Annotated in this window: 18 protein-coding genes; 9 read left to right on the top strand and 9 right to left on the bottom strand. The window is 61.7% G+C overall.

Going from position 1 to position 15496, the window contains the following annotated elements:
• The first annotated feature begins 4 nt into the window (after window positions 1-4).
• From HBA99_RS08015 to HBA99_RS08000, 4 genes are all read left to right on the top strand, one after another.
• The gene (locus HBA99_RS08015; protein ID WP_070951286.1) at window positions 5-4054 is read left to right on the top strand and encodes a phage tail tape measure protein; all 4050 of its coding nucleotides are present in this window, start codon (window positions 5-7) and stop codon (window positions 4052-4054) included.
• Window position 4055: 1 nt separating this feature from the next.
• The gene (locus tag HBA99_RS08010; protein WP_070949959.1) at window positions 4056-5267 is read left to right on the top strand and encodes a hypothetical protein; all 1212 of its coding nucleotides are present in this window, start codon (window positions 4056-4058) and stop codon (window positions 5265-5267) included.
• Window positions 5267-5521, top strand: coding sequence for a hypothetical protein (locus HBA99_RS08005; RefSeq protein ID WP_081342951.1), 255 nt, complete (start codon window positions 5267-5269; stop codon window positions 5519-5521). Before HBA99_RS08010 ends, HBA99_RS08005 begins: the two co-directional genes overlap by 1 nt.
• Window positions 5522-5935: 414 nt before the next feature.
• On the top strand, window positions 5936-6280 hold the full coding sequence (locus HBA99_RS08000; protein ID WP_070949960.1) for a helix-turn-helix domain-containing protein: 345 nt from the start codon (window positions 5936-5938) through the stop codon (window positions 6278-6280).
• Here the strand turns inward: HBA99_RS08000 and HBA99_RS07995 are convergent.
• Window positions 6277-6780: a hypothetical protein gene (locus HBA99_RS07995; RefSeq protein ID WP_070951287.1), complete on the bottom strand. Its 504-nt coding sequence runs from the start codon at window positions 6778-6780 to the stop codon at window positions 6277-6279. The genes HBA99_RS08000 and HBA99_RS07995 overlap by 4 nt on opposite strands.
• Window positions 6781-6851: 71 nt before the next feature.
• Here HBA99_RS07995 and HBA99_RS07990 point away from each other — a divergent pair, with 71 nt between their 5' ends.
• Together HBA99_RS07990 and HBA99_RS07985 are read left to right on the top strand one after the other, a co-directional pair.
• Complete coding sequence (locus HBA99_RS07990) at window positions 6852-7112, top strand: early set domain-containing protein (protein WP_070949961.1); 261 nt, start codon at window positions 6852-6854, stop codon at window positions 7110-7112.
• Window positions 7113-7119: 7 nt separating this feature from the next.
• Complete coding sequence (locus tag HBA99_RS07985; protein WP_070949962.1) at window positions 7120-7323, top strand: hypothetical protein; 204 nt, start codon at window positions 7120-7122, stop codon at window positions 7321-7323.
• Window positions 7324-7578: 255 nt separating this feature from the next.
• Here HBA99_RS07985 and HBA99_RS07980 read toward each other — a convergent pair whose 3' ends face one another.
• From HBA99_RS07980 to HBA99_RS07945, 8 genes are all read right to left on the bottom strand, one after another.
• Window positions 7579-7746, bottom strand: a complete 168-nt coding sequence (locus tag HBA99_RS07980; RefSeq protein WP_165614026.1) for a hypothetical protein — start codon at window positions 7744-7746, stop codon at window positions 7579-7581.
• 42 nt (window positions 7747-7788) lie between these two features.
• Window positions 7789-7983 (bottom strand): hypothetical protein, encoded by a 195-nt coding sequence (locus HBA99_RS07975; protein ID WP_070952291.1) that lies wholly within the window; start codon window positions 7981-7983, stop codon window positions 7789-7791.
• A gap of 43 nt (window positions 7984-8026) precedes the next feature.
• A complete protein-coding gene (locus HBA99_RS07970) occupies window positions 8027-8215 on the bottom strand; it encodes a hypothetical protein (RefSeq protein WP_070951288.1) in 189 nt (62 codons plus the stop codon).
• Between the two features lie 272 nt (window positions 8216-8487).
• Window positions 8488-9096: a hypothetical protein gene (locus tag HBA99_RS07965; RefSeq protein ID WP_234798037.1), complete on the bottom strand. Its 609-nt coding sequence runs from the start codon at window positions 9094-9096 to the stop codon at window positions 8488-8490.
• Between the two features lie 104 nt (window positions 9097-9200).
• Entirely contained in the window at window positions 9201-10181 is a 981-nt protein-coding gene (locus tag HBA99_RS07960; protein ID WP_070951290.1) for a GNAT family N-acetyltransferase, read from the bottom strand.
• A gap of 151 nt (window positions 10182-10332) precedes the next feature.
• Window positions 10333-11166, bottom strand: a complete 834-nt coding sequence (locus HBA99_RS07955) for an LLM class F420-dependent oxidoreductase (RefSeq protein WP_070951291.1) — start codon at window positions 11164-11166, stop codon at window positions 10333-10335.
• 4 nt (window positions 11167-11170) lie between these two features.
• A complete protein-coding gene (locus HBA99_RS07950) occupies window positions 11171-12061 on the bottom strand; it encodes an aldo/keto reductase (RefSeq protein WP_070951292.1) in 891 nt (296 codons plus the stop codon).
• A gap of 77 nt (window positions 12062-12138) precedes the next feature.
• On the bottom strand, window positions 12139-12969 hold the full coding sequence (locus tag HBA99_RS07945; protein WP_070952292.1) for a helix-turn-helix domain-containing protein: 831 nt from the start codon (window positions 12967-12969) through the stop codon (window positions 12139-12141).
• Window positions 12970-13160: 191 nt separating this feature from the next.
• On the opposite strand from HBA99_RS07945, the gene HBA99_RS07940 reads away from it, so the two are divergent.
• The 3 genes from HBA99_RS07940 to HBA99_RS07930 all read left to right on the top strand — a co-directional run bounded on the left by HBA99_RS07940 (window position 13161) and on the right by HBA99_RS07930 (window position 15492).
• Window positions 13161-13910 (top strand): SDR family NAD(P)-dependent oxidoreductase, encoded by a 750-nt coding sequence (locus HBA99_RS07940; RefSeq protein ID WP_070951293.1) that lies wholly within the window; start codon window positions 13161-13163, stop codon window positions 13908-13910.
• A 77-nt stretch (window positions 13911-13987) separates the two neighbouring features.
• Window positions 13988-14332 carry a DUF732 domain-containing protein gene (locus HBA99_RS07935; protein ID WP_070951294.1) on the top strand — a complete coding sequence of 115 codons (345 nt, stop codon included), beginning with the start codon at window positions 13988-13990 and terminating at the stop codon, window positions 14330-14332.
• A gap of 98 nt (window positions 14333-14430) precedes the next feature.
• Window positions 14431-15492 (top strand): hypothetical protein, encoded by a 1062-nt coding sequence (locus HBA99_RS07930; RefSeq protein WP_070951295.1) that lies wholly within the window; start codon window positions 14431-14433, stop codon window positions 15490-15492.
• Window positions 15493-15496 lie beyond the last annotated feature (4 nt).

The following is a 15496-nucleotide window of genomic DNA, read 5'->3' as shown; positions in this document are numbered from 1 at the left end:
TGCAATGTCCGTATTACTACCCATTGAGGCACGGCCCGACGCCCAGTCATTCAAGCGGGCCGCAGATCAGGCTGAGCGGATCTTCGGCAATGCAGGCAGGGACTCGTCCGCTGCGTTCGCCCGCCAATTCACTGCCGGGTCAAGCAAAATGCAGTCCGCGACCCGTGCCTATGAAAAGGCTTACGATTCAATCGCAGACTCAGCAGGGAAAGCTAAAGCCGCAGAAGCACAATTGCAGCAGCAGCGCGATAAAGCCGCATCATTGGGCGAAAAGATCGCCTCAGATGAAAAGCGGATCGCGGCAGCGCGTAAGTCCGGAGACACATCCGCAATTGCATCGGCTGAGAAATCGCTTACCCAAGCGCGAGAGCAGCAGGCCCGCACTAATACTCAGATCGTCCGCACTGCGGAGAACCTAAATCGCAGCCGACGCGAAGAGGTCCGCAATCTCAAAGACGCCGTTGCCGCCTACCGCCAATTGCAGGATACGCAAGGCTCACGCGGGCAGGGCGTCTTCTCTGGCCTTACTAGCCAAAGCTCAGGGATAGTAGGCCAATTCGCCAGTATCGGATCCGTTGCGGGCAAGGGATTCGTAGCCGGTGCTGCCACGGCAATTGTGGCAGGCGGGTTGATTCAGGCGGGGGTCAAGGCCGCTGAAATGGTGTTGTCCGGATTCAAGTCCGTCATGGACACGGGCATTGACTTCTCTCGCTCGGTCAACAACTTCAAGGGCGTCACCGAGTCCAACGATGCCCAAACAAGGCAAATGGCCACCGCTGCACGCGCTCTCGGGGCGGATACGACCATGGCTGGTGTGTCGGCATCGGATGCGGCACGCGCTATGACCGAGCTCGCTAAAGCGGGCTTTACCGTAGACCAGGCAATTGGCTCGGCCCGAGGAACAATGCAGCTGGCCACCGCCGCACAGGTCGACGCCGCGCAGGCTGCCGAAATTCAAGCCAACGCTATGAACGCCTTCGGGCTCAAGGCGGGCGACGCGGCACATATCGCGGACGTGCTCGCTAATGCCGCCAACGGATCATCCGCCGATATCGCAGGCATCGGACTGTCACTGGCCCAAGTCGGCGGTGTTGCAGCAGGTTTCGGGCAATCGATCGAAGAGACCGCAACAGCTATCGCGATGCTCGCCAAGATGGGCATTAAGGGCAGCGATGCAGGCACGTCACTCAAGACGATGCTTGTTCAGCTGCGCAATCCCAGCGACCAATCGGCACAGGCCATGGACGAGTTGGGACTAAAGGTCAACGACGCCAACGGCCAGTTGATCAGCATGCGAGAGCTGTTCCGGCAACTCGGGGACGCTAAGAGCCGCATGCCCACCGACGTGTTCCAACAGGATCTAGCCACACTGTTCGGTACAGACGCAATCCGGGCACCCCTACTCGGTTCCGTGCAGGTGTTTGACGAACTCTATGGGGTAGTCAACCGGGTTGGCACAGCAGCTTCCACCGCACGAACCCAGATGGAGGGATGGCCCGGTGTCGTCGAGGGAGTGAAGAACTCCACCGAGGCGCTGAAACTCTCACTGTTCGACGTATTCAACACGCCCGCCGGCCAGAACCTCGGCAACAAGCTAGTCTCCGGGCTCGACGGGATGGTGCAGTGGGTCAATACCCACCAGCCCGAAATCATCGGGTTCGTCACCGATTTCACCTCCGCCATGGCTACCGGGGCGGATGCGTTCCTTGGATTCACGGCACGGATACTTGACGCCGGTAGTTATCTAGCTGATGCGCTGGGGATTGTCTTCGGAAACATCGGCAAGGCCATCGGTGGCGTGGTGCAGGCGGTTGGTTCTGTCTCCAAACATATTCCGGGCATGAAGGCCACCGGTGAAGCGATGGAGACCGCGGGCGGGGCACTGTTGAAGTGGTCAAATGTTATGACCAGCGCCGGTACGAATATGCGCTCCGCCGCCGACGGAATAGACCACCTCCGCGAGGGTGTTCGCGGATTGCGGGACGGATTCACCGACTCGATGCGGGAAGCCCAAGCGCAGGAAGAGATGTACCGACGCAACGGCGAAGCCATTAAGGATCTCAAGGGCAAGATCGAGGAATTGCCCGATCGGCCGAAAGACTTTGTCATTAAGGACAACTCAGACGAGGTCAAAAATCGGCTAAAGGCCCTCGGAGCGGAGGCTAAGCAGCTTCCCGATGGACGCATGGTCGTCCACCTCGAATACCGGGATGCCAACTCGCCCACAGCACTCACAACGCCGCAACAGCTCGGCGCTACCGGATCAGCCCTCAACGCATTCGGCAGCCCACTCGGCAGTGTCATTGCCACGCTGGGGAACCTGCCACCAGCACCACGGGTGGGTGTATCGAACACGCCCCTCAAGCCCAAGAAGGGCAGCGGAGCCGACTCCAACGCATACGTTGATCCATCACAGTTCCAGGTAGGCGGCAATACCTCATTCGTAACCCCCGGAATGGTCCCCGGCCCCGGCGGGGTGGTAGGCGGCGCCGTCAACTCACAGGCGGTGTTCGACGCCGAGTCCAGCGTGCTCCGCGCTAAGAACACTCTCGAGCAGGACCGGCTGAAAGTGATCCAGCTCGAGCAGAAGGGCAACGCGGACCAGCTCGAGCTGATGCGCGCCAAAAACCAGGTCCAGGAAGACGAGCGCGCCTACACCTCGGCACAGATGAAACTCGTAGAGGCGCAGCGCGGCTCGGTGCAGAAGATGAAGGGCTTCACCGAGGATATGGGCGAGATCGGCGCCAAACTGGACGCCGACTTCGGCGCATCCAAGGGCCTCGGTGGACTTGCGGAGAACCTGGTGAAGTTCGTCGCAAACCTCGCATTCGCACCAATGATGGGCCAGCTCAGTGCAATCGCAGCCGCCAACCCGTCCAAGGGTGGATACGGAATGATGGGCATCCTGGGAGCACAGGGCGCATTCGGACCCCAATTCACCGGAGTAAGTGATACTTTCACGGGAGCCCAGGGCATCGGGTCAATGGCATTACAGCCCGGGTTGAACCCGAACCTTGCCGCCATGTACGCACTCGCGGGACATGGCGGGAAGTACGCCCCTGCATCGGATCTGCAGAACGGCTTAGCCGACTGCTCGGGCGCCGTGTCGGACCTAGTCGAGGTACTTCAGCGCGGGCAATCGTCCCCGGCGAGACTGTTCGACACCACCGCATTCGCCACTGATGCCAGCGCTGCAAAGCTCGGGTTCCTGCCCGGATACCAACCTGGCGCGTTCAACGTCGGGGTGAACCCGCTGCCGGGTCAACAGGGCCACATGGCCGCGACCCTGCCCAACGGCATGAACTTCGAATCAGGTGGCGGCCACGGCCCCATGCTCGGAGGCGCCGCAGCAGGCGCCCTAGACAAGCAATTCCCCAAGCAGTACTACATGCCCGTCGGTGGCGGCATGACTACACCGTCTCTGGTCGCCCCCGCAACGCAATACGCGACACCAGGCATGGACAACACCAACCCCGGTCTAACCAACCCCGTACCGGTCGGTGGTGGTACGGGCGGCATGACCGGCCCCTCGCAAGGCTGGAGCCCATCGCAGACCGCTTCCCAGATCGGCGGTGTAGCACCAGCATCCGGTGTCGGTAAGGGCGGGATGGGAATGACGCCAGGCGGCACCATTGACACCGCCATGGGTCTAGCGGCCAGCGGCCTAGACCTACTAGCCCCCGGTGCCGGACAGGCCGCACAGACCGGCATGAAGCTCGCGAACCGCGCTATCGAGTACGCCGGTCAGACAGCGGGTATCGGTGTTCAGGGCCTCATGGAGACGTTCCTACCGACGGGCGGCTCCGAACTGGCCAACAAGTCGTGGATTTCGCGCATAGCGGGCGGTATCGCTGGCGCCGCTCCGGCTCTGCCGAACATGGCGGGCAAGTCAACCGCACCACAGAACCAGAACCAAGGTGACCCGAACGCGCCAAATGGCCAGGGCGGTAACACCACGAACATCACCGTGAACAATCAGCGCGCCACCGAAGATGGCACGGGCCGGGACATCGCCTTCCACCAGATGGCCCAACACCAGATGCCGGGGCAGTGACATGGCCGTAACAGGTTGGTTTGCAGAGCTGATCTGCGACGTTGAACCGGCAACGATCACCATCACCGGCAGCACCCCGAATGTTGTGTCAACGACCGACGTTCATATCTTCCCCGAGCCCGCGATGCTCACGGTGATTGGTGAGCGGCCCGGTGTGAACGGTCCCCCGGTCAGTCCCTTGGCCGCGCAGCTGACCATCACGGGCGGTACGCCGTCGCTCAGGGAGACCATCGCTCCGGCAGGTGCGGGCGTCACGGTCACCGGATCCACCCCCGAGATTGTGCAGACCGCCAACCACCTGCTCCAGCCGACAGCTGGGACAGTCACGGTCACTGGTGGTACGCCGACGATCATCACGGGCAAGATCCTCCAACCGACCGGCGCCACAGCCACGGTGACGGGTGGGACGCCACGGATCATCCAGACCATCGCACCCACAGCGGGCGCAGTCACGATTACCGGTGGCCGACCGCTGATCAACGTCACCTACCCGCCCCCCACCGCGCAGCTCACGATCACGGGTGGGCGCCCATTGATCCACACAACCGTGGTACCCACAGCTGCCACGATCACCGTGACGGGTGGCACCCCGATTGTCACGAACAACACCCTGATCTCGTTTGTCTCTGCCAACTCCAGCACGACAGGCTCGGTCACCATTCCGACCCATTCGATTGGGGACCTGATTGTGTTGTGCGCGTTCGATTCTCAGAACACCGCACCTATCAAGCCTTCGGCCGGCGGTACGGTTCCGAACTGGAACTACATCGACAACACCAACACCTCTGCAGGCCAAGGTGCTTTGACAACGGCATGGTTCATCGCCACTGCCACTAACACCACCTCGGGTACGTGGACGTGGGCAGAGCAGATGATCGCCGCCGTGGTGACAGGCCCCGTCGGTACAACGCCCATCGGTGGACATGCTGCTGTGGGTGGTGCGGGCGCCAACGTCACAGCCCCCGCAGTGACCATGACCCACACCGACGGATCGTCGATCCTGATGCACTTTCACAGCACCGCGTTTATCAACGGTGGTGGGTGGAGTTCGGCGCCCGCTGGCTACACGCACCGCGTCGTCGCGGGGCCTGCTAGCTCACGGTCCCTGCTACTGAACACCAAGGACACCACGACCTCGGACGGTGCGGTCACCCAGCCTGACGGCTCCTCGGGATGGGCATTCGCCGCTGCGACAGTGGAGGTGATCAACTGATGCCCAAGAAGGGAACCACCACCCAGCGCGGGTACGGTTACCACCACCGGCGGCTCCGCAAGCACTGGGAGACCGTAGTCAGAGCAGGCGAGGCCATCTGCTGGCGCTGCGGGAAACCCATCGCAGCTGACGCCGACTTCGACCTTGGACACGATGACGACGACCGGACGCGGCACCAAGGCCCGGAACACGTGGGCTGCAACCGCGCCACGGCTGGACGCCGCCAGTCGTGTAAGCCGTCGCGCCAATGGTGAGGGGGGCCGTTCCCTCCCTTGGGGCACGCTCGCCGCGCGACCCCGCTTGCAGTCGCCATTTCTCTCCCGTGACAATTTTTATGTCACGCTACATCCACAAAAACGGCCTGATCTGCGGAAATTAGTAAAGTAGCGTAACAAGCGGGACACCCCCCCTGGTCTCGAGATCCGGTACCCGCCCCCTACCGATATATCGCCCAATCTCCCAGATTCCGTACACACCGCGAGATTGACTGGTCGTCGGGGTCATGCGGCCGTGGTGCCCTTAGTGAGGGGAGGGCCCCCGCCACCACGTGCATGAAGCGGTGGTGAACCGCCCCACTGGCTCGTGATCAAAGACACTACTTTCGACCGTGGCATTTATGTTACGGTCTCGGTGTTGGTATACCGCACAGCAGATAGAGAGGGGAAGCCATGAACGAAGCATTCAACACGCTGCTCGAACTCGAGGCCCGTAACCCCGAGTTCGCTCGTGCATACGCCGCGGAGTCCGCGCGCATTGAGGCGATCGACTCCATCATCAATGCGCTCGACGAGGCTCGCGGTTCGGAGAACCTGAGTAAGGCGGCGCTAGCACGTGCGATCGGCTCTGACGCGAGCACCGTTCGGCGTCTACTCTCCTCGGAGTCGGTGAACCCGACTCTCAGCACCGTCGCAGAGGTAGCCGCCGCACTGGGCATGAAGCTGACACTCACCCCGATGTCAGAGGACGAGCGCACCCGCATCACCGAGCCTATGCGGGCCTGCGCCTGCGCCTAGTTCGCGCTCATCATCGCGGTGATTTCTTCCGCCGCGGCCAGTGATCGCGGGTTGCGCTTCAAATACTCGTCACCCAGCTCGCGAACCGTGACGTAGCGGGAAGCCGGCAACGTGGTTTGGTAGCGCTTCGCGGCGCCGTCGATCACCGCAAGCAGCGCTGCGGTCTTTCCCTCGGCAGTGTCGTCGAGGATGCAGAACAACCGGTAGTGCCATTTCCCGTTCGGGGTGCCAGAGGTGACACGGGCCTCGAAGTAGCCCGTCATGTCCCCGTGCATAGCTTCCCACTGGCCTCCGCCTGCGAACCGCTTCGGCGGGGCCTTGGCCACCGCGACGAGCGTTGCAAGCAGCCGTGCCCGCACATTCACCGGGAACCCGAGGAGCGCATCGAGTCCGGGAGCAGCCTGCGCCGCGTCGTCGTCACAGTGCCGCCTGAAGAACTCCACCTCATGCGGAGCATCGGACGGTAGGGGATCTACCTGCGGCGGTTTACTGCGGCCCACCCGGTCATCTCATCACGGCGGTGTCACGTGCCGGAGGGGCTTTGTCATACCCGACGTCTAGCGTCCGGGGTGTGGTCAAGCTCCACGTCGACAAGAGCACAACCGGTCAGACAACGTGCACCGTGCTGCACAACTGGGGCCGCGGCGTCTGGACGGAAACCATCGCCGGCGACCTGCGTGAAGGCAAGGAGTACGCCCGGTTTGAGGTCGAGCCTGGTGTGGAGGTCCGCATCCGGTATCTCGGCGGCGAGCTGATAGCGGAGAGCCGGAGCCGCGGAGAGGTTTACATCATCAAATCCACTCCGACGCCCTGGCAGTATCGGCGAGAATAGGAAGCTCATGCGTACCTACGACATTCAAGTAACCCGCGACGGCAAGTGGTGGATGATCAACGTCCCCGAGATTGACCAACTAACCCAAGCGCGCCACGAAGGCGAAGTAGAAGAGATGGCACGCGATCTCATCGCGGTTCATCAAGACATACCCATCGAAGACGTTGCGGTACGGATCATTCTGGGTTTTGACAGTCCTTTTGTGTCTTAGGCTGCCGACCACGACGCCCCTGCACGTTCAGCTTCCCCTTGATGGCGTATCTCTCGAGTCGCGATCTAGATGTTCGCGTGAGGCTGTCTGTATTGGGTCGGGTTATGTCCGTGCGCACGTCATCAACGAGTTTGACCAGCCCAGTCAGAGCTTTCACCGGGTCTTTATCCAGCCACGACAGGGACGGAAACTCTGCGACCACGGCGACGTATTCGTCGTCCTCGGGTGACCACTGAACGCTGTAGCCGTAGTGGTTCACTCGTCGCTCTCCGACCGCCGCTGACGCTGCCGGCGGCGGTCGATGCGGTGTGACCGCTTCTTGAGCTTCTTGCGGACGCCAGCGCGCCGCATGCTGATGAGCATGTGCCGCGCGGCGGTGAACGCATCCCATTCATCGCCGTTGGACTTGTGCTCGCTGCGCATCAGTCCACGGTGGCACGTACCGAATCCTGCCGCAACAGAGATTTAGCCCCTGCTTGGCGGTTCAGACGGCAATGCATCCAGCCAGCGCTGCAGCTCCCCAATTGGATAGATCGGCTTGGTCCCGACGTATTTGGGGCAGATATTGCCGGCGCGCTTCTCGCGATCCAGCAGCACCCTCGAGATACCCAGGTGTTTTGCAGCGTTCTCTGAGTCCAGAGCAAGAGGTGAGTCATCCACCTCCACATCATCGGACGACGGTGATGTCTTTCGAGAAACGGGGCTAGCGCCGGTTGGGCGGTTCCGATGGCAGCCCCGCAAAGAAGGCATCCAGTTCCTCCTTGGGGTACAACGGCACGGTGCCGTCATACCGAGGGCACAAGTGGCCAGCGCGTTTGTGCTCGTCCAGCTTGTAGAGGCTGATGCCGAGGTACCCGGCGGCTTCCTTGCGGTTGTAAGAACGCTTGTCCATGCGTTCCTACACAACCGCAGCTTCATGAGCACCTGAAAATCCATCGTTTATTCATCGGAAATGAGCGAGAATCGCCGGGAAATCGGCAGAAAGATAGAGAAGCCAACGGCGAGGTAATCAGCTGTGCCACAGTAATTTACGAGACACAGAGAGAACCTCCGAGCAGGCCCCACCACTAATCCCTAGGTCGCAGGTTCGATCCCTGCCGGGCGCGCCTGGTAGATCCTCACTGCAAAGTGTTACCTGCAGCTCTATCCAGACGGCGGCGCAATCTAGTCTGCAAGTCGGGCGAGGTGCTGCCCCTCAGCGATCAATCGAGGTCGAATGCTCGCTGGTTCTGGCACTGTAATACCGCACTCCATTCGGTCCAGATCGGATTCGATGTAGCCGAGAGTCGCGGCAAGAATCGGCGCGCACGTAATATCAGTCACATACTCGATCTCGTTACGGTGCAAAACAAGGTCCGCCAGGTTGAACAGACTTTCTGCTGCGTAATACGCACTCTCCGAGCTTGTCGCAACAGAGCCAGTTAGAGCACTGATTGCATATGCCGTCGCGGCCACAGCATCATTGACAACCGAATTGTAAAACGAATACTCCTCTTCTTCTTCAGGAATTATCCGTTGAAGCAACCCAGGAACGTGTGCTGCTAGGTCAGCACTCAAGATCCCTTTGACCTCATTCCAGGAGGCCTCTAGAGCGGCATCAATAATCACCTTCTCGGGCTCAGCAAGGCCTCCAAGAACCTCAGCTCCAAACGTCACCGCACGCTGTGCACTCGACAGCCCATAAACAAACAACTGTCTTAACGAAGCGGCTTTTGTGGCGGCTTCGATGCGATCCTTCGGAAACGGATTTGGGTATCGCGTTACTGGGGCCACGTTGCTCCTAATCCATTTGGCAGGGTCGAGTCATCTGACGCCAGAGTAGGACTGTGGTGCCCCTGGAGCGCTGGGGGTTCAAGCTCTGAGCCTCCGTCAGACCATCAACACAACGTTTGCACCACCTGCCGCGTAGCGACGTGGATCTGCCGGAACAGCTGGGAAGAAAGACTGAGTTCCCTCAGATGGGGAACATCGATGACTGTGGTGACCACCCCTGGACCATCCGATTCCCACTGCGCACCGTACCGATTCAGGATGCTGCGCATCGCGTAGTTCTCCGAGAGCACCGAGGCCGTGAATCTGTGGACACCGTCGGCATGCGCCGACACCGCCAACGCCTCCATCAGCAGTGTTCCGATCCCACGGCCCTGGTAGTCGTCACCGACCGTGAAAGCCAGTTCGGCACTATCGGGCTCATCGAGGTGGCGGATGAATCGAGCATCGGCCACGACAAGACCGCCGGGTCCAGCGGTGAGTGCCCATGCGAAGTGGTCGCGGTAGTCCACTTCGAAGAGGTAGGTAATCATCCGCTTGTTCGGCACTCCCAGAAACCGGCGGTACACCGTGCGTCGCGACATCCTCGCCAGCCGCCTCCTGTCACCGGGAAGGATCGGCCGCAGGTAGAACTGGGCGCCGTCGCGTAGCCGCACCGGAATAGGTGTGACGAATGCGGCTAGCCGTTGACGCGCAGTCGATACCAATGCATCTGACACACCAGGGATTTCTAGCATCGCGGTGAACGCATCACCGCCACCGGCCCAGCCGCGAAGCGGTTCGGTCGCCACAACGGTCGCCGTCCGGGCGTTCCCACGCAGGAGCGCAATCTCACCGACGACCATGCCGGGCACCAGATGCGCGACGACCGAATCTCCGTTGTCGCCGGCGTGAAGGATCTCGCCGCCACCCGAGCCGACGAGCAGGAACCAATCGGCCGGCTCGCGCTGACGCATCAGCACCTGCCCGGGAGCCGCTTCAAGGGGCGAAAGAAGCTCGGCCAACGGAGCAAGCGCACTGGCCGGATTACCTGCGAAAAACTCCAACTCCGCGAGTTCGATGGCGTCTACACCCGCGGATCCGGCCATCTCTTACAGGACCTTCGAGCAATTCAGCGATGCCCCGGTGGCCCATACTGCGTCCACTGTGTACACCGCCCTTAGCTCGAATAGCTGAGTCTGTTCGCATCGTAATCATCACCGGCATATCCGATGAGGTATTGACGGAACCACGACATTCTCACGCCGCCAGCGCGGCCAAGCGGTCCAGCGTGCGCAAAGTGGTGTCGCGGGACTCCACCGGCAGCCCCAACAGCACACGATGCACGCCAAGGTCGGCGCGGCGTTCGATATCTCCAGGCCGGGGCGCCAGGATGGTCGCGGTCACCGGAACCGTCGGCTTGCCCATCTGCGCTGCCAGCAGGTTGAGTTCGCCGATCCCCTTCTGAAGCTCTTCGACTCCAAGCATTGTCGGTGCCATCCAGCCGTCGGCGTGGTCAAGTATCCGCTCGTGGGTAGACGGCCCCCAGCCTCCTAACCACACCGGCGGGTGTGGTCGTTGAACAGGCTTGGGCCAGGAACGGATCGGACCGAAAGCCACATACTTGCCGTGGAATTCGGCCTCTTCTTCCGTCCAGATCTTCTTGACCGCTTGGATGCGCTCGCTCTGCAATGCCACCCGCGTGCGCGGGTCGGTGCCGTGATTTCGTATCTCCTCGCGCAGCCACCCGACGCCGATTCCCAGTTCCAGCCGTCCGCCCGATGCCCTGTCCAGGGTCGCGGCTTCTTTGGCGAACGTGATCGGATCTCGCTGGACAAGCAGCGCCACAGCGGTACCGATGCGCAGATCCCTCGTCGCGGCCGCCGCGAAGGACAACGCTACGAACGGGTCGAGGGTGCGGCAATAGTCGTGGGGTATCTCATCCCAACCGTCATGGATCGCTTCGATCGTCACGGGAATGTGCGTGTGCTCTGGCACGAAAAGGGATTCGAAACCGCGCGTCTCGATCTCGACCGCTAGTTCACCGGGCTCCAGGCTTTCGTCAGTGAGCGCGGTGAAAACACCAATCCGCATGAAGCTAAATCTCTTTGTCGTCCAGCGGCGGTACCGCCGCGGAAAGGGCCTCGAACTCGGCATCGCTCAGAGTGATGTCTGCGGCGGCAACGTTCTGCGCGAGGTGCGCTTCCGACGATGTTCCCGGGATCGGCAACACAATCGGTGAACGGCGAAGCAGCCATGCCAGGGCAATCTGCGCTGGGGTACGGCCGTGGGCATGCGCCACGAGATCCAGAGCACCGCCGGGACCTTCCAGGCCCCCGGTAGCCAGCGGGAAGTATGGGATGAACGCGATGCCGTGGGCAGTGGCGTAGTCCACCACGTCAGCCGCTGACCGATTGGCGAGGTTGAACAGGTTTTGCACTGACGCAATGGGCACGATCTGCCGTGCTGCGTGCAACTGGCTCACCGAGACTTCTGAGAGCCCGATATGCCGGATCTTGCCTTCGTCTCGCAGGAGCTTGAGTTCGCCGACCTGGTCTTCGAAGGGAACAGTGGGATCGACTCGATGCAACTGAAGTAGGTCGATGCGCTCTAGCTTCAGGCGCCGCAGGCTCATTTCCGTCTGCTGGCGCAAGTATTCGGGCCGCCCCAACGGAATCCAGCCCCACTCGGCCGGACCAGTGCGTGCGATACCCACTTTTGTGGCGATCACGAGATCACGGGAGTACGGGTGCAGCGCTTCGGTGATCAAGTCTTCGACGGTCTGCGGTCCGTACGCATCGGCGGTGTCCAGGAAATTCACTCCCAGCTCAACCACGCGTTTCAGCAGCCGCACCGCCGATGCCGGATCTCGCGGCGACCCCCACACACCTGGTCCGGTCAGCTGCATCGTGCCGTAGCCGAGCCTGTTGACGATGATGTCGCCACCGATGGTGAGTGTTCCCGCATTAGCGGTCTGCTGTGACGTCACGAAATCTATCCTGCGCAATCTGAACTCAAGAGGCGACGAATATCATTTGCCTCAAATGGATTTGGATGTGTTTTCCGCTATTCGGGCTGCTGGTCCAGCGCAAGCCGGGCCAGCAGCTCAAGCCCATCGGCATCGGCGCTGCCAGGGTCGCCCGAGTAGATGAGCAGCTGCTGCCCCGGTGCCCCACCTACCGCGAAACTGTCGTAGTGAAGGTTGATGTCCCCGACCTGGCTGTGGCGGAAGCGTTTGGTCCCGCTCGTGCGCGGCCGGACATCATGCTGCATCCACACGAAGGTGAAGACGTCGCTCTGAATCGTCAACTCACCCACGACTTCTGCCACGCGGGGGTCTTCGCGAAACGACACCGACATCGCGCGCAGATTCCGGGCGGTATCCCGCGCAACGTCGTCCCATTCTGCGTAGAACTGCCTGGCCACCGGGTCGAGGAAGACCATGTACGCCAAGTTGTCCACTTCCGAGAAGTCACTGTAAAGAGCCTGCGCGCGAGTGTTCATGGCCAGAATGTCCAGCGCCGGGCTGATTACCAATGCCGGGGCGTGCACCACGTTGTTGACGATCCTCATGGTCCCCTCGCTGGCATCGCGTAGGCCAGCCGCATCGGGTGCTGCTCCAGACGGCCGGGCAAGGCTGGCCAGATGTTCAGCCGCGTGCGTATCCAGCTGCAGCGCCCGGGAAATCGCCCGCAGCACCTGCTCTGAGGGATGCCGCTCACGCCCCTGCTCAAGCCTGCTGTAGTAGTCGGCACTCACCCCCGCCAGGGCCGCAACCTCTTCTCGGCGCAGGCCCAGAACGCGGCGCGGCTCGTCCTCCGGCAGACCCACTTGTCGCGGCGAAACCAGAGCACGGCGCGCCTTCAGAAAGTCGCCCAACTCATTTCGCCGATCCATCTCCTCAACATACTCACGGCGGCTGGCACCAACCAGGGTGTAACACACCCACCCAGTGACGCATCGCTTCAGCCGCACGGGATGCCAGGTAGGAGTAGCGCACCCTTCCAGGACGGCGCCCGCGAATCTACGCTCGAGAAGCAACCAGATATGAATGAAATATGTTGCGGTCAAATGAAAGACGGAAATCCATGAGCATTCTGGCAGGCAAGACGGCACTTGTTACGGGCGCGTCGAAGGGAATCGGCGCGGCCATCGCGCGCGACCTGGCTTCCGCGGGAGCACGTGTGGCAGTCCACTACTCGTCAAGCAAGAGCGGCGCTGATCATGTCGTGAAGTCAATACACGACGCCGGCGGACAGGCCTTCGCACTCCAGGCCGATATCTCCGACCCGGCCAGCATCAAAGGACTGTTCGCCGAACTCAGCACCCGGATCGACAAGCTCGACATCCTCGTCAACAACGCCGGGGTGTACGAGATGGGCGCGGTTGAATCAGTGACCGCGGAGGAACTTCAGCGCCAGTTCGGCCTGAACGTCTTCGGCCTGGCCATCACAATCACCGAAGCGCTCGGCAGCGCCCTTGGACCCGGCTCGAGCATCGTCAACATCGGATCGAGTGTCACCAGCTTCACGCCCGCCAACTCGCTGGTGTACACCGCCTCGAAGGGGGCGGTGGACGCGATTACCGGCACCCTTGCCAAGGAGCTGGGCCCACGGGGCATCAGGGTGAACTCGGTCAATCCCGGCTTGACCGTGACCGACGGCATGCAATCCAGCGCCTTCTCAAGCCGCGAGTTCCGTACCGAGATTGAGAACATCACACCCCTTGGCCGGATCGGCATCCCGGAGGACATCGCACCAGCAGTGACATTCCTGGCCTCGGACCGCGCCTCGTGGATCACTGGAGAGATCCTGGTCATCGGCGGCGGCCTGAACTAAACGGCCCTTCTTCGTCCGTTCGCCGATGTAGAGCCCGCTCCCCTGACAATAATGCTGGTGGCCGGAAGGAATCAACGATGGGCAAGCTCTGCACCAGGATCGTCGTCGGGATCACTGCCGCTGGCATGTCGGCTGGCGGCCTGTTCGGCATGGGGACTGCGCAGGCTAATGACCACACATTCCTGGACAGCCTGCGCGCCGCGGGAGTCTTCATCCACAAGGACGCAGAACCGTATGTGGTTCAGGCGGGACACCAGGCCTGCCGCGATCTACGCAACGGTGTGCCACCCGAAGAAGTGGGATCGCAGTTCCCGGTGGGTTCCGGTGTCGCGCCCGCGCCTGCTCCCAACGTGTATGTCGACATTCTGCAAAGCGAGCTATGCCCGAATGCGCTGAACCCCGCGCCACCCCAGCGGGCATAACCGTTCTCTGCGACCTTGCTGGCCCAGCAGCGGCCTCCTTGATGTAGCAGCGGCTACCCGGACACACAACAACCATTCGACCTGTCAGAATGTTTGCTGTGAACATTCGGTTGCTACTGGCTCCGCGGTGGGTGCGCTGGTTGGTGATGGTCGCCCTCATGACAGCAATCGGCGGCCCGCTGTGGATCTTCCTCATGCCCGACGACGGATCGGACTGGACAGCCCGCGCGGTGCAGATACCGGTGCTCAGCATCGGTGTTGCAACCCTGCTGATCGTTGTTCAGGAACGATTCCGCCAGTCCTTTCTCGCCGTCCTTGATGGGTTAGACGCGACGCAGCGACGCCAGGCCATCGAGGCAAGCCAGCGCGGTGCCGCACCCACCGAGGCGCCGGTGCTGTCGGCGGCTGTGCGGCTGTGCACGCTCCTTGTTGGCACCAGGCTGCGGACGCCCACATGGGCGCGATGGGTCGCATACCTAGTTCCAGCGGGTGCAGCGCTCATCGCAGTCGCCCGCCTCGTTGATCACGATGTCTGGCGCGCCATGGCGTGGCTTGCGGTGGCCGTGCTGATGGCAGTGATTTTTTGGTGGGATGCACGCACATTGCGTCGGCTGCAACAACAGCTGAACCTGTTACGTGCCACAGCTGCCTCGTCACTCGGAGAGGTTCCCACCCTTGCCGAGTCCGAGTACCCAGCCGTCACGCCGTCACGGAAGGTGTGGCTGATCGTCGTCGGCGTCGTGATCGCCATGTCCGTAATCGCCAGTGCCGCTGCCTATCTGATGGAGCGCGCACAGCCCGGACACGGCATCACCGGGCGCAGCGAATGCGGTAAGGCAATAGCAACCCTGGCTGTCTTCAGCGAACGCGAGGATCTCACGGACTCTCAATCGATCGTCCCGGGCGGCCCAAGCCTGGCCGACTACGAGAAGTGGTCCAACGAGATTCGCACTCGCGCGGCTCAGGTGACCAGATCCGATCTCGCACCGAGGGCACAACACATTGCCGAGCTATCCGGTCAAGCCGTCTCCGTTGTTCGTGAAACCCGCAAAGTGCCAGGAACGCAACGAGAGCAGCTACAGCAGCAAGTTGTCTACGCCAAGCTCATCGCCCACATGTATGACGAAGCAGCGGTAGTTCTTGACGTATGCCATAGCTGACCGG

It is taken from the genome of Mycobacteroides chelonae, from assembly GCF_016767715.1.
Lineage (GTDB): Bacteria > Actinomycetota > Actinomycetes > Mycobacteriales > Mycobacteriaceae > Mycobacterium > Mycobacterium gwanakae.
This window is presented reverse-complemented; position numbering and strand designations above follow the sequence as displayed.

Excerpts from the sequence above, each read along its gene's own strand:
- HBA99_RS08015 (WP_070951286.1), top strand. The coding sequence starts at position 5 with ATGTCCGTATTACTACCCATTGAGGCACGGCCCGACGCCCAGTCATTC.
- HBA99_RS08010 (WP_070949959.1), top strand. The coding sequence starts at position 4,056 with ATGGCCGTAACAGGTTGGTTTGCAGAGCTGATCTGCGACGTTGAACCG.
- HBA99_RS08005 (WP_081342951.1), top strand. The coding sequence starts at position 5,267 with ATGCCCAAGAAGGGAACCACCACCCAGCGCGGGTACGGTTACCACCAC.
- HBA99_RS08000 (WP_070949960.1), top strand. The coding sequence starts at position 5,936 with ATGAACGAAGCATTCAACACGCTGCTCGAACTCGAGGCCCGTAACCCC.
- HBA99_RS07985 (WP_070949962.1), top strand. The coding sequence starts at position 7,120 with ATGCGTACCTACGACATTCAAGTAACCCGCGACGGCAAGTGGTGGATG.
- HBA99_RS07980 (WP_165614026.1), bottom strand. The coding sequence starts at position 7,746 with ATGCGCAGCGAGCACAAGTCCAACGGCGATGAATGGGATGCGTTCACC.
- HBA99_RS07970 (WP_070951288.1), bottom strand. The coding sequence starts at position 8,215 with ATGGACAAGCGTTCTTACAACCGCAAGGAAGCCGCCGGGTACCTCGGC.
- HBA99_RS07960 (WP_070951290.1), bottom strand. The coding sequence starts at position 10,181 with ATGGCCGGATCCGCGGGTGTAGACGCCATCGAACTCGCGGAGTTGGAG.
- HBA99_RS07955 (WP_070951291.1), bottom strand. The coding sequence starts at position 11,166 with ATGCGGATTGGTGTTTTCACCGCGCTCACTGACGAAAGCCTGGAGCCC.
- HBA99_RS07945 (WP_070952292.1), bottom strand. The coding sequence starts at position 12,969 with ATGGATCGGCGAAATGAGTTGGGCGACTTTCTGAAGGCGCGCCGTGCT.
- HBA99_RS07940 (WP_070951293.1), top strand. The coding sequence starts at position 13,161 with ATGAGCATTCTGGCAGGCAAGACGGCACTTGTTACGGGCGCGTCGAAG.
- HBA99_RS07935 (WP_070951294.1), top strand. The coding sequence starts at position 13,988 with ATGGGCAAGCTCTGCACCAGGATCGTCGTCGGGATCACTGCCGCTGGC.